Source organism: Streptomyces anandii JCM 4720, from assembly GCF_014650655.1.
GTDB classification, from domain to species: domain Bacteria; phylum Actinomycetota; class Actinomycetes; order Streptomycetales; family Streptomycetaceae; genus Streptomyces; species Streptomyces anandii.
This window is the reverse complement of sequence record NZ_BMVJ01000011.1, coordinates 29,836-47,084: the sequence shown is the minus strand read 5'-3', so window position 1 is coordinate 47,084 and position 17,249 is coordinate 29,836. Positions and strand designations below refer to the sequence as shown.

Here is a 17,249-nt window from a genome sequence, read left to right as displayed (position 1 = left end):
CCGCCTGCCGCGAGAACGTTGTCGGACGCGTCACTCGACGCGAAAGTGACGCCCGGCGCGTACAACCCCGGCGGGGGCAGACGTGTCCAACTGGCGTGGCAGAGGTTCTCGACTTCTCCCCCAGCCTCTTCGAGCGGGGGGTACCCCCAGCGGCGGCCCGCGGCACGGCCCTCAGGCCGCCCCGCGCGGCGCACCGCCCGCGCATGCGCGTCGCGCCCGGCGGCATGCCGGTGATCGCGCCGATGCCCGCAGCGCGGCCCGCCCGCATCCCGAACCAGCGTGACGGCGCCGAGGAGACCGTGGCGGCCGGCACCACCGTCGACCACCTGACCGAGACCTACCGGGCGCACTACCGCTCGCTGCTGGGCCTGGCCGCGCTGCTCCTGGACGACACCGCCTCCTGCGAGGACGTCGTGCAGGAGGCCTTCATCCGCGTCCACTCGGCCCGCAAACGCGTCCGCGACCCCGAGAAGACGCTCGCCTACCTGCGTCAGACGGTCGTCAATCTCTCCCGCTCGGCCCTGCGCCGCCGCATCCTCGGCCTCAAGCTGCTGTCCAAGCCGATGCCGGACATGGCGAGCGCGGAGGAGGGCGCCTACGACCAGCTGGAGCGGGACTCCCTGATCAAGGCGATGAAGGGCCTGCAGCGCCGCCAGCGCGAGGTGCTCGTGCTGCGCTACTTCGCGGACATGACCGAGGCGCAGGTCGCCGAGACGCTGGGGATATCGCTGGGTTCGGTCAAGGCGTACGGCTCCCGCGGCATCGCGGCGCTGCGCGTCGCCATGGGGGCGCCGGCATGAGCGAGAACGGTGAGGGGCGCGAGTCGCACGAGCGGCACGAGCCCTACGCGTGGCACGAACCGACGCGGCCACAGGAGCAAGAGCACAGCCAATCGCACGCTGGGAACGACACCGTGAACCACAGCCCCGACGACCTGGGTCCCGGGGGGCTCGACCCGGACGAGCTGAACCTGCGCAGGATGCTGCACCAGGCGGTCGGCGACGTCGAGCCGCGCGACGGGACGCTCGACCACCTCAGGCGGGCGGTCCCGGCCCGGCGGGCCCGCAAGCGGCAGGCCGCGGTCGGCATGGCCGCCGCCGCGCTGTTCCTCGGCACCGCGGTCCCGGCCCTCGTGCACGTCTCCGACTCCACCGGCTCCGAGGCCAACCCCGCCATGGCAGGGCAGGCCTCCCAGGCCCAGGGCGGCACCGGCCAGGGCAAGAACCCGGACGGCGGCACGAGCAGCGGCAACTACCCGTCCGGCAAGACGCCCGACACCGGATCGTCCGCGAAGAAGGGCGACCAGAAGGGCGGCAAGGGCACCGGCACGGGCAACGGGACCGGCGGCGGCACCGACAGCCCCTCCACCTCCACCGGCACCGGCACGCCCGCGTGCACGGCCGCGCAGCTCGGCTCCCCGACCGCGACCGTGGCCGCCCCGGACTCGGCCGGCATCGTCTACGGCACCTTCCACGTGACCAACGTGTCCTCGGCCAGCTGCACGGTCTCCGGCTCCGGCTCGGTGAGCACCCTGGCGCAGGGCGCGGCCGACGCCACCAAGATCAGCGTGGTGCGGCACTCCGCCGGTGACGCCGCCACCGGCCTGCCCGACCCCTCGACCGAGGCCTCCGGACTGGTGCTGCTGCCGGGCGCGGCCTACGAGGTGAAGTTCGCCTGGGTGCCCTCCGCGGCCTGCCCGAGCACCACCGGCGGCACCGGCACGGGCGGCACCGAGACCGGCGCGCCCTCGCCCGACCCGTCGCCCAGCCAGGACGCGGGCGCCACCGGGACCACGACGACCGGCGCCGACGCCGGCACCTCCACCCAGCTGGTCAGGGAGGACGGCACCCCGGCCGACGGCAGCGTGGTCGTCTCGCACACCGCGGAGACGGGCTCCCCCACGGTCTCGGCGACGGTTCCGAACGCCTGCTCGGGCACGGTCTACCGGACGGGAGTGCTCGCGGCGTCGTGACCGCGGGCGTACGGACGGCGCAGGCGCCTCACGAGGGGCACGGGCCCGCTCACACCACGGCGGGCTCCTCGCCCTCGGGCACCAGCCCCAGCTCGGCGTCCCGCTGGGCCTCCGCCTCGCGGCGCAGCAGGCGGAACCACATGAAGACCACGAACCCGGCGAAGACGAACCACTCGCCGGTGTACCCGAGGTTCTGGAATGCCTTGAGGTCCAGCCCGGTGTTGTCCGGAGCCTTCGCCGGCACCGCCTTCATCCCGGAGTCGGCCTTGTCGAGGGTGATCCACGCGTCGTAGACGTCGTACGGCACGAGGTTCACCAGCGAGGCCGCGCTGATCGCGCCCGTCTGGCCGGCGGGCAGCCCGCCCTGGGCGGTGACCCCGTTGTCGCCGGGCGTCTCGGAGGCCTGGAGCGCGCCGGTGACCGTGACCTCGCCGGAGGGCGGCGCGGGCGCCTTGGCCGCGTCGGCGGTCCCGGGCAGCCAGCCCCGTACGACCGGGAGCGCCTTGCCGGAGTCCGTGCGCAGCAGCGTCAGCACGTAGTACCCGTGCTTGCCGTCCAGCTCGCGGCCGGGGACCAGCAGTTGCGTGGCGTACCGGCCGGTGGCGGTGGCCCGCATGCCGGAGGTCCGCTTGTCCACGGGCAGCAGCCGCGCCAGCGGGCTCGCCGCCGCGGTGCGGTCCGAGTCGGCCCGCTCGGTCGCGGCGCGGTGGTCCTGCACCCGTCCCTCGAACCGGCTGAGCTGCCACGACCCCATGAAGACGCAGAAGGGGATCGCCAGCAGGACGAAGACGTTGATCCCCCACCAGCGGGGCGTCAGCAGAAACCGGTACACACCACAACGGTACGGTGCGGCCCGGCGATGACGGCGCACTGGGGTCGAAGTTGTCCACAGGCTGGGGAACGGGGCGGCGCGTTTCGCCTCCGGCCAGGCAGTATGGGGCCATGACTGAGAGCAACGGGTCCCTGCCGCGGGACCTGCGGGGACCGATCGCACAGATGCCGGACTGGGAGAAGCGCTTCCGCGCGCCCCGCGTCTCGCTGCCCGACTGGGCGGAGGACGCACCCGACCGCTCCCTGTTCGTGTCGAACGCGACGGGGACGTACGAGCTGTACGCCTGGGACCGGGCGAGCGGCGAGCAGCGCCAGGCGACGGACCGGCCCAACGGCACGACGGACGGTGTGCTCTCCCCGGACGGCGGCTGGATCTGGTGGTTCGACGACAAGGACGGCGACGAGTTCGGCGTCTGGCGCCGCCAGCCCTTCACCGGCGGCCCCGACGAGCCGGCCGTACCGGACCTGGAGCCGTCCTACCCGGCGGGCCTGGCCCTCGGCCGTGACGGCCGTACGGCTGTGGTGGGCCGCTCCACCGACGAGGACGGCACGACCATCCATCTCGCCCGCGCGGGCGAGGCCTCCGTCGAGATCTACCGCCACCGCGAGTCCGCGGGCGTCGGCGACCTCTCCCACGACGGCACGCTGATCGCCGTCGAGCACACCGAGCACGGCGACGCGATGCACTCCGCGCTGCGCGTCCTGCGCCCGGACGGCACCCCGGTCGCCGAGCTGGACGACACCAAGGGCGGCACGGTCGAGCTCGGCCTCGAGGTGCTGGGCTTCGCCCCGGTCGACGGGGACTCCCGGCTGCTCGTGGGTCATCAGCGCCGCGGCCGCTGGGAGCCGCTGGTGTGGGACGTGGTCACGGGCGAGGAGACCGACCTGGCCCTGGACCTGCCCGGCGACGTGAGCGCCGAGTGGTATCCCGACGGCAGCGGGCTGCTCGTCGCGCACAGCTACGAGGCCCGCAGCGAGCTCCTGCGCTACGACCTCGCCACCCGTGAGCTGGTCGCGATCCCCACCCTGCGCGGCACCGTCTCGGGCGCTACCGCCCGTCCGGACGGCAGCGTGGAGTACCTGTGGTCCTCGGCCGCCGAGCCACCCGCGGTGCGCTCCACCGAGGGCGGGGTGGTCCTGGACCCGCCCGGCATGAAGTGCCCCGGCTCGGTGCCGGTGGAGGACGTGTGGGTGGACGGCCCCGGCGGCCGCATCCACGCCCTGGTGCAGAAGCCGGCCGGTGCCACCGGCCCGCTGCCCACGGTCTTCGACATCCACGGCGGCCCCACCTGGCACGACAGCGACTCCTTCGCCGCCGGCCCGGCCGCCTGGGTCGACCACGGCTACGCGGTCGTCCGCGTCAACTACCGCGGCTCCACGGGCTACGGCCGCGCCTGGACCGACGCCCTCAAGCACCGGGTCGGCCTGATCGAGCTCGAGGACATCGCGGCCGTCCGCGAATGGGCGATCACCTCCGGTCTCGCCGACCCCGGCCGGCTGATCCTCACCGGCGGCTCCTGGGGCGGCTACCTCACCCTCCTCGGCCTGGGCACCCAGCCGGACTCCTGGACACTCGGCATCGCCGCCGTCCCCGTCGCCGACTACGTCACGGCGTACCACGACGAGATGGAAGCCCTGAAGGCCATGGACCGCACCCTCCTGGGCGGCACCCCGGAGGAGGTCCCCGAGCGCTTCGAGGCGTCCTCCCCGATCACCTACGTCGACCGGGTGCGGGCCCCCGTCTACATCTCGGCGGGCGTCAACGACCCCCGCTGTCCCATCCGCCAGATCGACAACTACGTCAAACGCCTGGAGTCCCGCGGCGCCCCCCACGAGATCTACCGCTACGACGCCGGCCACGGCTCCCTGGTAGTGGACGAACGCATCAAACAAATCCGCCTCGAACTGGACTTCGCCTCCCGCAACTTGCCGAGCTGAGGACTCGACCGGGGGCGGAGGGCGGGGGAGGGGGGGCGGACCCCGTCCGCCCCCTCAGGTCTCCGTGCGGGGCCGGGAGCGGCGGCCCAGGAGGTCCGCCAGTCCGCGGCGGGTCGCCGCGAGGACCACTCGGTCCTCGCGGCGAAGGACGTACGTTCCGGGCAGGTTCCAGATGAGGCCCGTGCCCGGACGGCCCCCGCGCCCCGCGGGCTCCTCCGGCCCGTCGTCCCCCGCGACGTCCCGCCGCTCGCCGCGTGACCCGGCGGCCCCGGCCGCCGCGCCCGCGTCCAGTGCGAGCACCCTCCAGTACCCCGCCCGGAACGCCTCCGCGACCGTGCGCCCCTCCAGCTGCGGATGCCCGCCCACGTCCACCGACGCGAACAGCAGCACCCGCCGCTCCACCGGGATCGCCCCGAGGATCTGCCGACCGAACATCGCCCCGGCGAAGGCGGGCGCCGCCAGGTGCGACACGCTCCGGCTCCGGGTCAGCGCCCGCGGATGCGCGGCCCGCAGGGTGCGGTACACCGCGGTCGCGAAGTCGTCGTCGTAGAGCCGCAGTACCACCCGCAGATCCGGCCTTACGGACCGTGCGTACAGCGCGGCCTCCAGGTTGGTCGTGTCCGCGCTGGTCACCGCGAGCAGCGCGTGCGCGCGGTGGATCTTCGCGGCCTCCAGCACCCCCTCCTGCGTGACGTCCCCGAGCACCACCGGCACCCGCAGCCGCCGCGCCGTCGCCAGCCCCCGCGCCTCGGGGTCGGACTCCACGCACACCACCGGGATGTGCAGTTCGCGCAGTCGTGTCAGCACCCGCGTGCCGATCTTGCCGAGCCCCAGCAGCACCACGTGCCCGCCCAGCCCGCGCGGCGGCTTGCGCAGCCCGGACGCCGTGCGGAAGGTCCCGAGCGCCTCCAGCACCGCCGCCAGCAGGACCGGCAGCAACAGCAACCCCACCAGCCCGGACAGCAGTTGGAGCACCTGACGGCCGAGCGGCTTGCCGAGCGCCGGATCGTCGATGGCGAACAGGTCGAGCAGCGTCAGATACAGCGCGCCCAGCGGATGCACCCCCGTCACCAGCCACAGCGCCACCGCGAGCGCGAACACGCACGCCACCAGACCCGCCAGCGACCACCGCAGCCGCCGCGAGAACAACGACGCCAGCGGCCCCGCGACCCCGACCCCGCCCCGGCCGCCGCGCCCGGCCGGCAACGGCGGACCGGCGGCGTACGACACCTGCTCCAGCACCACCGTGCCGCGCCCGGTGGCCGCCCGCACCATCGCCTCGTCCGGCAGCAGCCGCGGCCGCTGCTCGCCGCTGCCCTCGGACCCGTCCGCGCCCGCCGGATCGCTGCTCGTCGCCGACAGCAGCGCGAGCGTGCACAGTCCCGGATCGGCGACCTGTCCCGGTGCGGGCGGCGGCCGCTCCACCGCGCGCAGCAGCAGCCCGTCGGTCTGCACGACCTTGCTGGTGCCGGCCACGGCGGTGGCCGTGAGGGCGGGTGCGGCCGTGTCGGCGTCGGACAGCACCGTCGTGGACGCGTCGACGGCTCCCCCGCCGTCGGCGCCGTCGCCCTCACCGCCGTCGGCGTCACGCAGCGCCAACGCCGCCGCCTGGTCGAGGAGTTCCTCGATGTGCTGGCCGAGCCGCCGGTTGTAGAGGCGCAGCACGAGCCGCAGCCCGGGGTTGAGCCGGCGGGCGGTGAGCGCGGCACGGATGTTGGTCTCGTCGTCGTCGTACACCAGGGCCAGGGCGGCCGCCCGTTCCACGCCCGCCTCCGTGAGCACCGCCTCGGTCAGCCCGGCGGCCTCCAACGTCCGGTCCGCACTCGGGGACCGGCCGTTGCCGCCGTTGCCGCCGGAGCCGCCCGCGCTCCCCGTACCGCCGTTGCCTCCGTTGCCCCCGGCCCGGCCCACCGCCGCGCTCACCACGCGGTCCACCCGGTCGAGCAGCGCCGAGGCCCCCCGCGCACGGCCGACCACCGGCGGCCGTACCGCGTGCTCGGCCGGCGGTACGACGAGGGTCACGTGCTCCCCGTACACCCCGCGCAACTCGGCGGCCAGCCGGTGCGCGAGCCCGTCGTCCCCGCACACCACCATGTGCGCGCCCGCGCCGTCGCCCGGCGCACCACCTTGATACGGAACGCTCCCCACGCGGGGAAAGACTGCCCCACGGGGACGGCCGGTTCCAGATTTCCGCCCCGGTCGGCGGCCCGGCCGCTGAACGGACGGCGGCCCGCCGCCGTAGGGGAGGGGAGGGAGCCGAACCCGCCCAGCCCGCCGGAGGTACCGCAGCCCGTGGCCATCACCAGACCAGCCCCACCGGGACCGGCCCGCACCGACAAGCGGTCCGGCCCCGACGCACCGGCCGGCGGGCCCGGACCCGAGCGCGACGGCTGGCACCTCACCTCCCCGGTCGCCCTGACGGTGCTCCTGCTCGTCGTGGTCGTCGCACAGGGCCCCATCCGCGGGGCGCTGTCCGCGCCGGTGATGCAGAGCTGGACGACGGTGTTCGTCGCCGTGGTGGTGCAGGCCCTGCCCTTCCTCGTGCTCGGCGTCCTGTTGTCGGCGGCCATCGCGGTGTTCGTACCGCCGTCGTTCTTCGCCCGCGCGCTGCCCAGCCGTCCCGCCCTCGCCGTTCCCGTCGCCGGGGTGGCCGGCGCGGTGCTGCCCGGCTGCGAGTGCGCGTCCGTGCCGGTGGCCGGCGCCCTGGTCCGGCGGGGCGTCACCCCGGCAGCGGCGATCGCGTTCCTGCTCTCCGCGCCCGCCATCAACCCCATCGTGCTGACCGCCACCGCCGTGGCCTTCCCGCGCGACCCCGGGATGGTGCTCGCCCGCTTCGCCGCGAGCCTGCTGGTGGCCTGCGCGATGGGCTGGCTGTGGCAGCGCCTGGGCCGCACGGACTGGCTGCGCCCGCCCGCCCACGCCTTCCACGAGGGCGGCAGCAAGGGCGAGGCCTTCTGGGGCTCGGTGCGCCACGACGTCATGCACGCGGGCGGATTCCTCGTCGTGGGCGCGATGGCCGCCGCGACCCTGAAGGCGGTCGCCCCCGCGAGCTGGCTGCGCACCGCGGCCGGCAACCCGTTCGTCGCCGTCCTCGCGCTGGCCGTCCTCGCCGTCCTGCTGTCGATCTGCTCGGAGGCGGACGCCTTCGTGGCGGCCTCGCTGACGCAGTTCTCGCCGACGGCCAAGCTGGTGTTCCTGGTCGTGGGACCGATGATCGACCTGAAGCTGTTCGCCATGCAGACGGGCACCTTCGGCCGCCGCTTCGCCCTGCGCTTCGCGCCCGCCACCTTCGTCCTCGCCGTGCTGGGCGCCGTACTGACCGGGGCGGTGCTGCTGTGAACAGGCAGGCGCAGTCGGTCGTGATGTTCCTGGTCGGCGCGGCCCTGCTGCACGCGGGCCTGAGCGGCCTCTACCTCCGCTACGTCAAGGCGGGCCTTCAGCCCCTGTTGCTGGCGTCGGGAGCGGTGCTCGTGCTCACCGCGCTCATGACGCTCTGGTACGAGCGCAGGAAACGCCACGCCCGGGAGGAAGAACACGGGCACGCCCACCGCGAGCCCCGCATCTCCTGGCTCCTGGTCCTCCCTCTCTTCGCCCTGATCCTCGTGGCCCCGCCGGCCCTCGGCTCCTACAGCGCCGTACGCACCGGCACGGCCCTGCAGAAGCCGTACGCCTACGAGGCCCTGCCCAAGTCCGACCCGCTGCCGCTGAGCGTGGTCGACTACGCCGGCCGCGCGGTCTACGACCACGGCCGCTCGATCGCCGGCCGCCGTCTGAGCATCACGGGCTTCGTGGCGCTGGACCGCGGCGGCACGCCGTATCTCGTCCGCATGGCGCTGAACTGCTGTGCCGCGGACGCCCAGCCCGTCAAGATCGCCCTGACCGGCCACGTCCCGCCGGTCCTGGAGCCCGACACCTGGCTCGAGGTCACCGGCTCGTACACCGCGCGGCAGACGCGCGACCCGGTCAACAACGGACCGATTCCCTACCTCGACGTCACCGAGGCCAAACCGGTGCCGACGCCTCACGACCCGTACGACGAGACCTGGAACCAGTGAGAGCCAGTGAGAGCCAGTGAGAACCCGGGACATCCAAAAAGGGTGGCCGGTGACGCGCCGGCCGCCCTAGGCTGACGGCACTTCGAAGAGACCTCCCCGGAAGTACGCCGCAGAGCGGGAGCGTCCCACCCCGCGCGGGTGCCGGAGGGGCGGCAGGGGTCCTTGGCGACCCGTTTTCCGCCCTTCCCGCCCTACCGATCACGGAGGCTCTTCATGAACGTGGGCATCGGCCTGCCCGTCGGCGATCCGGCCACCCTTCTCACCTGGGCCCGGCGCGCCGAGCACGGCCCCTTCACCACCCTCGGCCTGCTCGACCGGCTCGTCTACGACAACCCCGAACCGCTGGTCGCCCTCGCCGTGCTGGCGGGCGCGACCTCCCGCATCCGCGTCCAGACCGAGGTGCTGCTCGCCCCGCTGCGCGACACCGTGCTGCTGGCCAAGCAGGCGGCCACCCTCGACCGTATGACCGGCGGCCGGCTCGTCCTCGGGCTCGGCGTCGGCGGCCGGGAGGACGACCACTGGGCCGCGGGCACCGACATCCGCACCCGTGGCCGCCGCATGGACGAGCAGATGGCGCTGCTGCGCCGCCTGTGGTCGGGCGAGCCGTACGGCGACGGCGTGGGCCCCGTCGGCCCGGCCCCCGCCCGCCCGGACGGCCCCGAAGTCCTCTTCGGCGGCTTCAAGCCCGCCGCCCTGGAACGCGTGGCCCGCTGGGGCGACGGCTTCCTCGCGGCGGCGCCCCCGTCCTGGGCCGGGGGCCTGTTCGACACGGTCCGCGCGCAGTGGCGCGAGTACGGCCGCGCCGGCGCCCCGCGCATCGTCGCCCAGGTGAACGTGGCCCTCGGCCCGCCGCCGGTCGTCGAGCAGGCACGGGCCGCCATGCACGCGTACTACGCCTTCACCGGCATGCCCGACCGCATGGTGTCCGGCATGCTCACCACCCCGCGGGAGATCCGCGAGGCCATCACCGCCTACGGCGACCTGGGCGCCGACGAGGTGATGCTCTACTGCCACGGCCTCGACCCCGCCCAGGCCGACCGCCTGGCCGACCTGCTCTGACCACGCGGGAGCACGAGGCCACCGCGGGCACGGCGGCGCGACAACGCGACGGGAGGCCGGCGGCGCGGAAGAATCGGAACTGGAACGCGGGATTGCGCGCCGCCGGGCAATCCCAGGCAGCACATGAACCGTATGTATGGATATGTCGAGATTCCGGTTTCCCGTGGGTCGTCTCCCGGACGAGGCTCTGCTGTCCGGGCTGGCCGGCGGTGACCCGGAACTCGCCGTCAGCTTCGTTCGGCGGTTCCAGCACCGGGTCTTCGGCGTCGCCATCGCCGTCACCGGTGACCCGCAGCTCGCCGAGGACATCGCGCAGCAGACCTTCGAGCGGGCGTGGCGGCACGCGCAGATCTACGACTCGCGGCGCGGGTCGGTCACGACCTGGCTGACCACGATCGCCCACAACCTCGCCATCGACGCGGTCCGTTCACGGCGGCCGGAGCCGGTGGCGCCCGAGGATCTCGACGCGGTCCTGGGTGTGGTCAGCGAGACGCCCGAGCAGCACGCGCTGGCCGACGAGGCGTCGTCCCGGCTGCGGGCCGCGGTCGCGGAGCTGCCCCCCGAGCAGGGCCGGGCCCTGGTCCTCGCGGGCATCTACGGCATGACCGCGCAGCAGGTCGCCGACCGGGAGCAGATTCCGCTGGGCACCGCCAAGACGCGGATCCGCACCGCGATGGGCAAACTGCGGACCGCGCTCGCGGCCCCCTCCGTGCGGCGAGGCGACCATGTCCAGTGACGTGAACTGCCAGGAGCTGCGCGGGATCGGCGCCGAACTCGCCCTCGGTGTGCTGCCGGGCCGGGAGCGGGCGGGCGCGGTCGCGCATCTCGACCGGTGTGCGGACTGCCGGGAGTACGTCCAGCAGCTCACCCAGGTCGGCGACCGGCTGATCGGTCTGCTGCCGGGCAGCGAGCCGCCGGTCGGGTTCGAGACCCGTGTGGCGCAGGCGCTGAAGCAGCTGGCGGCGGCGCACGAGGGGCGCCCGCATGCCCGCGCGAGCAGCCTGCGCGCGGGTCCCTTCGGCCGGCTCCGGCCGCGGCTCGCCGCCGCCGGGGCGGCGCTCGTCCTCGCCATCGGGTTCGGCGGCTGGTCGGTCGGCACGGCGATCGAGGCCACCATGGCCCAGCCCGCGGCGCCCGCGGGCGGGCAGACGGGGATGCTGTGGGGCGGGCTGACCTCCGCCCAGGCCGCCGTCGGCAGGCCCGCCGGCGAGGTCTACGCCCACCCGGGCGCCCCGGGCTGGGTCTACATGTCCGTCGACCTCTCCCAGTCGGGCAGCTCGTACAGCGGCAAGGTCTCCTGCCTGCTGGTGCGCAAGGACGGCGGCACCGTCCGCGTCGGCAGCTTCACCCTGCACAGGGGCCAGGGCTCCTGGGGCGCCCCCGCCTCCGTCGACCCCGGCACCCTCGCGGGCGCCCGCGTGACCGCGACGGACGGCCACGTGCTGGCCGGCGCGCACTTCGCCACGGGCGCGGAGACCTGAGCGTCGAGGTCAGCCGGTTCCGGGGAGGTGCCCGGGGAGCAGTGCGGCGAGCGCGGCGGCGAGCCGGGCGACCGTGGGCCGGTCGGCCGGGTCCGGACGCAGACAGCCGTCGACGGCCGCGGCGAGCGGATGCGGCAGCCGCCGTCGCGCGGAGACGGGCGGTGCGACCGCCTCCAGCTGGGGATACCAGGGGTCCATGTCCTGGCTCCGGTCCCGGTCCCGGTCCCGGTTCCGGCCCGCGCCCGGGCTCTGGCCCTGGCTCGTGTCCCGGTCGAACGGCACGTCCCCGGTCGCCGTCTCGTACAGCGTCACGCCGATGCCCCACACGTCGACGGCGGTGGTCACCGGACCGCCGCGCGCCTGCTCCGGGGCGAGGTAGCTGAAGGTGCCCACTCCGGGCGGGACCGGCCCGGGCGGCTGGGCCAGGCCCAGGTCGAGCAACTTGGCGTGACCCCGGTCGACGACGACGTTGGACGGCTTGAGGTCCAGGTGCAGCAGACCCTGCCCGTGCAGATAGTACACCGCGGAGCACAACTGCACGCCGAGCAGCGCCACGTCGGTGGCGGCCGGGCGGCGCCGCAGCCGGTGGACCAGGTGGGCGAGCGTCTCCCCGGTGAGCGTCTCCAGGACGACCACGGGCTCCGGCGCGTCGAAGGTCTCGTAACCCCGGACCAGGTGCGGGTGGGTGAAGCCGCACAGCCACCGGCCCTCGCGCAGCAGCCGTTCGGCGAGGTCGCCCTCGTCGCGCCGGTCGGGGCGCAGCACCTTGACGACGCACCGGCAGGCCCGCTCGGCGCTCCAGGCGTCGTACAGGTCCAGCCACCCGGTGCGGACCAGGTGCCCGAGGACCTCGTAGCCGGGGGCGGGCCGGGCGCCGGGGGCGAGGGGCGGGGGCGGCGGCGGAGGCGCGTACGCCCCGGGAGGCGGGGGCGGCGGCGGAGGCGCGTACGCCCCGGGAGGCGCGGGCGGCGGGGGCGGCGCGCTCCGGGTGGTGGCGGTCACGACGCCACCGCCCCGCGGGAACCGGCGCCTGTACCCGTACCGGTGCCGGATCCCGTACCGGTGCCGGAACCGGCACCACCGCCGGAACCGGCACCACCGCCGGGTCCCGCACCGTCGACCGCGTGCAGCCGTTGCAGCCGTGCGTACGTCCCGTCTCGCCGGAACAGGTCGTGGTGGGTGCCGGACTCGACGACCCGGCCGTGGTCGAGCACCACGATCCGGGTGGCGTCGCGCACGGTGAGCATGTTGTGGGAGATCACGACCGTGGTCCGCCCGGCCATCAGGCGTCGCAGCGGCTCCATGATCCGGCGGGCCGAGTCGGCGTCGAGGCCGGTGGTCGGCTCGTCCAGGAGCAGCACCGGCGCGTCCCTGACCATCGCGCGGGCGATCGCGAGCCGCTGGCGCTGCCCGCCCGACAGCGTCCGGCCGCGCTGACCGACCGTAGTGTCGTAGCCCTCGGGAAGCAGCCGGATGAACTCGTCGGCGTCCGCGGCGCGCGCCGCGGCCACGATCTCCGCGTCGGTGGCGTCGGGCCGGCCGTAGGCGATGTTCTCCCGCACGGTGTCGTGCAGCACGAGGGTCTCCTGGAGTACCACGGCGATGTTGTCGCGCACGTCGGCGAGGGCCAGTTCGCGCAGGTCGGTGCCGTCGAGCCGGACGGCGCCGAGGTCGGGGTCGTAGAAGCGCAACTGGAGCTTGGCGACGGTGGACTTGCCGGCCCCGCTGGCCCCGACCAGGGCGAGCGTCTCGCCGGGGGAGACGTGGAAGGACACGTCCGACAGCGCCGGGCGGGACGCGCCGGGGTAGCCGAAGGACACGCCGTCGAACTCGACCGCGCCCCGCGCCCGCCCGATCGGCCGGGGGTGGGCGGCCTCGGTGACCTGGGGCCGCTGGTCGAGCAGCTCGGCGATCCGCTCGGCGGAGGCGGAGGCGGCGTAGAAGGTGGTGCCGAGGCGGGAGAGGTCCCGTACCGGGCTGTAGAGCTTGCCGATCAGGGCCAGGAACACCAGCAGCCCGCCCAGCGTGAGCTGACCCTGGGCCAGCTTCCAGGTGCCGAGCCCCATCACGGCGAGGCCGCCGCACACCTCGATGAGCTCGACCAGCGGCCGGTACACGGCGCGGATGCGCACGGAGGCCATCGCCGCCCGGTACTTGCCGAGGTTCTCGCGCTCGAAGCGGCGCGCCTCCCAGGACTGCCGGTTGTACGCCTGCACCAGCGCCACGTTGCCCAGGGACTCCTCGGCGACCGCGCTGAGCGAGCCGCTGCGGCGCCTGCGCTCGCGCGAGGCGTCCTTGATGAGCCGGGAGAAGTGGCGGGCGGCGCCCCAGAACAGCGGCACGATGACGAGCGCGAGGAGGGTGAGGTCCCAGCGCAGATAGAAGAGAAGTCCGAGGAAGACCCCGAGCCGGATCACGTGGTAGAGGCCGTCCGCCACGCCGGAGAGCAGGAACGTCTCGACGGCGTCCACGTCACCCGTGACCCGGGACAGCACGTCCCCGAGCCGGCGTCGCTCGAAGAAGCCCAGCGACAGCCCCTGGACGTGCCGGAACACGTCGGCGCGCAGGGAGAGCAGGAAGCGCTCGCTGACGGACGCCGAGGTCATGTCGTCGGCGAAGCCGAGCAGTCCGGAGGCGAGGATGAGGCCCAGATAGGTGGGCGCGATCCACAGGAACGGCTTGAGGTCCCGGGGGACCAGCACCTCGTCGACGACGAGTTTGAAGAGCCACAGTTCACCGGCGTCGACGAGCGGCCCGACCAGGCTGAGCAGGACGAGCGGGAACAGCCAGCCCCGGCGCCCGCGCGTGTAGGGCCAGAAACGCCGGAACACCTCGCGCGGGGGCAGTACCGGGGCGGCCGCGACGACGGCCTCGGACTCCCCGCCCACCGACAGCAGACGCCGCAGCAGGTGTGCCATGGAACGTGACTTTCGTTGCGGTCGGGCATCAGGTCATGCGACCGGGCATCCGGTCATGCGGCCGGGCGGACCGGTGTGCGCGACGCGTGATCGCGTCACCGGTCCGCCCGGCCTCGGCCTGACGTCACCTCCCGTGACCGTGACCCGAGCGGTGGCCCTCGCCGTGGTCGTGGCCCCGGTCGCGATGCCCGTTCATCGACGAGCCGTCGCCTCCGAAGCTCGATCCGTCCCCGTGCCCGTGGTGGTCACCGTGGTCACGGCGCTTGGCGGGAAAGAGGTCCTTGAAGATCGCCATGGCATTCCTCCCACTGGAACGTGCCTTGAAGTTGATACGACGCGGAACGGCGATCGGATGGGACATTTGCCAAAAAAAGCCACAAATTATGAATCGACGCCTCACTGCCGCCTCCCTGTCGCCCCACCTGCGCCCCGCCGGAGCTTCGCCGTCGTCCCGGATGGCTTTGCCATCTCTTTACAACCCGGCGCTCCGCCGTCTCGTCTCTCCGCACGACCGGCCGGTCCACCTCGCACCAACCGACCCGACCGATGAGAGAGAGCGACCCATGCGCCGTACCGTCCTGAGCGCCCTGGCCCTGGCGTGCACCGCCGTACTGGCAAGCACCGTGCCCGCCTTCGCCGACGGCGGCTCCCCGACCACGGCCCCGAGGAAGACGCCGACCGCGGCGCCGGCCGAGCCCGGGAAGACGGCCCCGACCCCTGTACCCACCGAGCAGGCCCCCAGCGCCGAGCCGACCGTCCCCGGCACCAAGCCGACCGCCCCCCGGCCCGTGCCCACCACGGCCCCGACCCGCGCCCCGTCCCGGGGCCAGGTCGCCGTCGTGCCGAAGGGTGCGCCGGACACCGGAGTGGCCGTCAAGACCTCGCAGTCCGGCCCGGATGCGGCGGTGATCGGCGGCAGCGCGGCCGGCGCGGCCCTGCTGGCGGGCGGCGCGGCGGTGTTCGTCGTACGCCGCCGGAGGGCGACCGGGGCATGACCCGGCCCCCCGGGCGCGTCCTCGCCGCGGTCACGGCGGCGCTGGTCGCTCTGCCGGCCGCCCTGCTCGTGGCCTGCGGCGGCCCCGGGGCCGAGGGACCGGCGGGCACCCCCGCCCGGCCGGCGGCCTCGTCGCCGGCCGGGCGGCCGACGGGTCAGGCGGGGCGGGCGGCCCGCCCCCTGCCCCGCTCGGTCCCGGTCGAACTGCGCATCCCGGTCATCGGCGTCGACACCCCGGTCATGCGGCTGGGCCTGGCGCCGGACGGCACCGTGCAGGTGCCACCGGTCACGGCGCACGACCAGGCGGGCTGGTACGGGCACTCGCCGACCCCGGGCCAGGTCGGCCCGTCCGTCCTCCTCGGCCATGTCACGGTCGGCCGCTACGGTGACGGCGTCTTCCGTCACCTGTCCCGGCTGCGCCGGGGCGACCGCATCGAGGCGCGCCTGGGGAACGGCACGACGGCGGTGTTCACGGTCGGCTCCGTACGGACGGTCGCCAAGGCGCACTTCCCGGCCCGGGAGGTCTACGGCGACGTGGACCGCCCGGAGCTGCGCCTGATCACCTGCGGCGGCCCGCGCACCGGGAACGGCTACGCGGACAACGTGATCGTCTTCGCCACCCTGACCGCCGGCACACCGCCCGGCTGAACGGCTGACCGTCTGTCAGAAGGCCCTTCCCCCTGCCGACCCTGGAGAGCGTTGAAACGGTCCCGCGACAAGGCAGCGTCCGAGCTGTTCGCCGCCCTGTACCCGCGCCTCGCCGGCTGGTGCCGCCGTCTCGTCGACGACGACGAGACGGCGCACGAGATCGCCGCCGAGGCGTTCACCCGCCTGTGGGCCCGCTGGACGTCGGTGGACGAGCCCCGCGGCTTCCTCTACGTCACCGCCGCCAACCTCGTCCGCGACCACTGGCGCAAGCTGGAGCGCGAGCGGAGGGCGGTGCGCCGGGCGACGACGGAGGCCGCGGTCCGTCCGCATCCGGAGCAGGCGGACCCCTCGGTGCGCCTGCTGGTCCAGTCGCTCCCCGAACGACTCCGTATCCCGATCCTCCTCCACTACTACGCTGACATGCCGATCCGGGAGGTGTCCGCGCTGACCGGACGCAAGGAAGGAACCGTCAAGGCCGACCTGCACGCGGCCCGGGAACTGCTCCGCGTCCACCTGAGGAGAAGCCTTGACCACACGCTTTGACGACGCCCCGGAGCCCGACGACCCCCTGGCGGTCATCCTGCGCCCGGCCGGCCCCGACCACCTGAGCCCGCCCCCGGGCCAGTACGACCGCGTCCGCCGCGCCGCGAACCGCCGCCGCCTGCTGCGCACGGCCGCCGCCACCGCCGTGACCTGCGCGGCCGCGGCCCTGCTGGTCCTGCCCGTGCACCGCATGACGACCGGCACCGACACCCCGACCCGCCCGTCGGCCCCCCTGGCCCCGCCGCTCCCCCCGCAGAGCACGCACACCCCGGAGAACTCGCCGTCCCCGAGGCCCTCCGAGCCCCCCGCGACGGCACCGGTCCCGACCCCGACCTCGCCCCGCAGCCTCCCCCCGTCCACGGCCCCCGGCCGCACCGCACCAACGGCCCAGGACCCGAGGCCCGGCAAGGTGAGCCCCACGGTCGGCACCACGGTCCCGACCCCCGACCGCGCACCATCGCCGTCGGCGACACCGGAAGCCGGAAGCCCCACGGCCCGAAAGGCCGCGCCGAGGGGCTGACGCCTTCGACGTCACCCACCACCGGGCCCGCGCCCGGAACCGGCCCGCGCCATCCCCCGGAACACCTGGCTCATGTGCCAGGAGCGATACGCCTCGGCGACGGGCAGCACCCCGGGCTGCGGCCCGATCAGCGGCCGGCCCGCGAGCGAGGTCACGTGCTCACGAGCGGCGGCACTGCGCCCGACGAAGCCCTGCGAGACGAGGATGCGGTGACCGTCGCCTATGCCGAGGACGCCCTTGTCGAACAGCTTGTGGTGCAGGGCGCACAGGCACACCCCGTTGTCGACGTC

At 74.6% G+C, this 17,249-nt stretch carries 18 protein-coding genes; 12 read left to right on the top strand and 6 right to left on the bottom strand.

Annotation, left to right across the window (positions count from 1 at the left end; genetic code table 11):
* The first annotated feature begins 224 nt into the window (after window positions 1-224).
* Together IE249_RS20455 and IE249_RS20450 are read left to right on the top strand one after the other, a co-directional pair.
* Entirely contained in the window at window positions 225-800 is a 576-nt protein-coding gene (locus IE249_RS20455; protein ID WP_189706901.1) for a SigE family RNA polymerase sigma factor, read from the top strand.
* 113 nt (window positions 801-913) lie between these two features.
* The gene (locus IE249_RS20450; RefSeq protein WP_373304421.1) at window positions 914-1,972 is read left to right on the top strand and encodes a hypothetical protein; all 1,059 of its coding nucleotides are present in this window, start codon (window positions 914-916) and stop codon (window positions 1,970-1,972) included.
* A 49-nt stretch (window positions 1,973-2,021) separates the two neighbouring features.
* Here IE249_RS20450 and IE249_RS20445 read toward each other — a convergent pair whose 3' ends face one another.
* Complete coding sequence (locus IE249_RS20445; RefSeq protein WP_189706539.1) at window positions 2,022-2,804, bottom strand: SURF1 family protein; 783 nt, start codon at window positions 2,802-2,804, stop codon at window positions 2,022-2,024.
* 110 nt (window positions 2,805-2,914) lie between these two features.
* On the opposite strand from IE249_RS20445, the gene IE249_RS20440 reads away from it, so the two are divergent.
* On the top strand, window positions 2,915-4,741 hold the full coding sequence (locus tag IE249_RS20440) for a S9 family peptidase (protein ID WP_189706537.1): 1,827 nt from the start codon (window positions 2,915-2,917) through the stop codon (window positions 4,739-4,741).
* Window positions 4,742-4,795: 54 nt separating this feature from the next.
* Here the strand turns inward: IE249_RS20440 and IE249_RS20435 are convergent, their stop codons facing one another.
* A complete protein-coding gene (locus tag IE249_RS20435; RefSeq protein WP_189706899.1) occupies window positions 4,796-6,835 on the bottom strand; it encodes an NAD-binding protein in 2,040 nt (679 codons plus the stop codon).
* Between the two features lie 198 nt (window positions 6,836-7,033).
* Here IE249_RS20435 and IE249_RS20430 point away from each other — a divergent pair, with 198 nt between their 5' ends.
* From IE249_RS20430 to IE249_RS20410, 5 genes are all read left to right on the top strand, one after another.
* A complete protein-coding gene (locus IE249_RS20430) occupies window positions 7,034-8,080 on the top strand; it encodes a permease (protein WP_229858897.1) in 1,047 nt (348 codons plus the stop codon).
* A complete protein-coding gene (locus IE249_RS20425; protein WP_189706535.1) occupies window positions 8,077-8,796 on the top strand; it encodes a TIGR03943 family putative permease subunit in 720 nt (239 codons plus the stop codon). Before IE249_RS20430 ends, IE249_RS20425 begins: the two co-directional genes overlap by 4 nt.
* Window positions 8,797-9,009: 213 nt before the next feature.
* Window positions 9,010-9,855, top strand: a complete 846-nt coding sequence (locus IE249_RS20420) for an LLM class flavin-dependent oxidoreductase (protein WP_189706533.1) — start codon at window positions 9,010-9,012, stop codon at window positions 9,853-9,855.
* Between the two features lie 142 nt (window positions 9,856-9,997).
* A complete protein-coding gene (locus IE249_RS20415; RefSeq protein WP_189706897.1) occupies window positions 9,998-10,591 on the top strand; it encodes an RNA polymerase sigma factor in 594 nt (197 codons plus the stop codon).
* A complete protein-coding gene (locus tag IE249_RS20410; RefSeq protein ID WP_189706531.1) occupies window positions 10,581-11,336 on the top strand; it encodes a hypothetical protein in 756 nt (251 codons plus the stop codon). Before IE249_RS20415 ends, IE249_RS20410 begins: the two co-directional genes overlap by 11 nt.
* 9 nt (window positions 11,337-11,345) lie before the next feature.
* Here IE249_RS20410 and IE249_RS20405 read toward each other — a convergent pair whose 3' ends face one another.
* From IE249_RS20405 to IE249_RS20395, 3 genes are all read right to left on the bottom strand, one after another.
* Window positions 11,346-12,338, bottom strand: a complete 993-nt coding sequence (locus tag IE249_RS20405; RefSeq protein WP_189706529.1) for a serine/threonine-protein kinase — start codon at window positions 12,336-12,338, stop codon at window positions 11,346-11,348.
* On the bottom strand, window positions 12,335-14,254 hold the full coding sequence (locus IE249_RS20400) for an ABC transporter ATP-binding protein (protein WP_189706527.1): 1,920 nt from the start codon (window positions 14,252-14,254) through the stop codon (window positions 12,335-12,337). Before IE249_RS20400 ends, IE249_RS20405 begins: the two co-directional genes overlap by 4 nt.
* Window positions 14,255-14,378: 124 nt before the next feature.
* Window positions 14,379-14,549, bottom strand: coding sequence for a hypothetical protein (locus tag IE249_RS20395; protein ID WP_189706525.1), 171 nt, complete (start codon window positions 14,547-14,549; stop codon window positions 14,379-14,381).
* 268 nt (window positions 14,550-14,817) lie between these two features.
* Between IE249_RS20395 and IE249_RS20390 the strand changes: the two genes are divergently transcribed.
* The 4 genes from IE249_RS20390 to IE249_RS20375 are packed head-to-tail and all read left to right on the top strand — an operon-like array spanning window position 14,818 to window position 16,959.
* Window positions 14,818-15,249, top strand: a complete 432-nt coding sequence (locus IE249_RS20390) for an LPXTG cell wall anchor domain-containing protein (protein WP_189706523.1) — start codon at window positions 14,818-14,820, stop codon at window positions 15,247-15,249.
* Window positions 15,246-15,896, top strand: a complete 651-nt coding sequence (locus tag IE249_RS20385) for a class F sortase (protein WP_189706522.1) — start codon at window positions 15,246-15,248, stop codon at window positions 15,894-15,896. Before IE249_RS20390 ends, IE249_RS20385 begins: the two co-directional genes overlap by 4 nt.
* Window positions 15,897-15,947: 51 nt before the next feature.
* Entirely contained in the window at window positions 15,948-16,439 is a 492-nt protein-coding gene (locus IE249_RS20380; protein WP_189706520.1) for an RNA polymerase sigma factor, read from the top strand.
* Entirely contained in the window at window positions 16,423-16,959 is a 537-nt protein-coding gene (locus IE249_RS20375; protein ID WP_189706518.1) for a hypothetical protein, read from the top strand. Before IE249_RS20380 ends, IE249_RS20375 begins: the two co-directional genes overlap by 17 nt.
* Before the next feature lie 11 nt (window positions 16,960-16,970).
* On the opposite strand, the gene IE249_RS37960 is transcribed toward IE249_RS20375, so the two are convergent.
* Window positions 16,971-17,249, bottom strand: a 279-nt coding sequence (locus IE249_RS37960) for an HNH endonuclease (RefSeq protein WP_229858896.1), incomplete at its 5' end; no start/stop codon positions are given.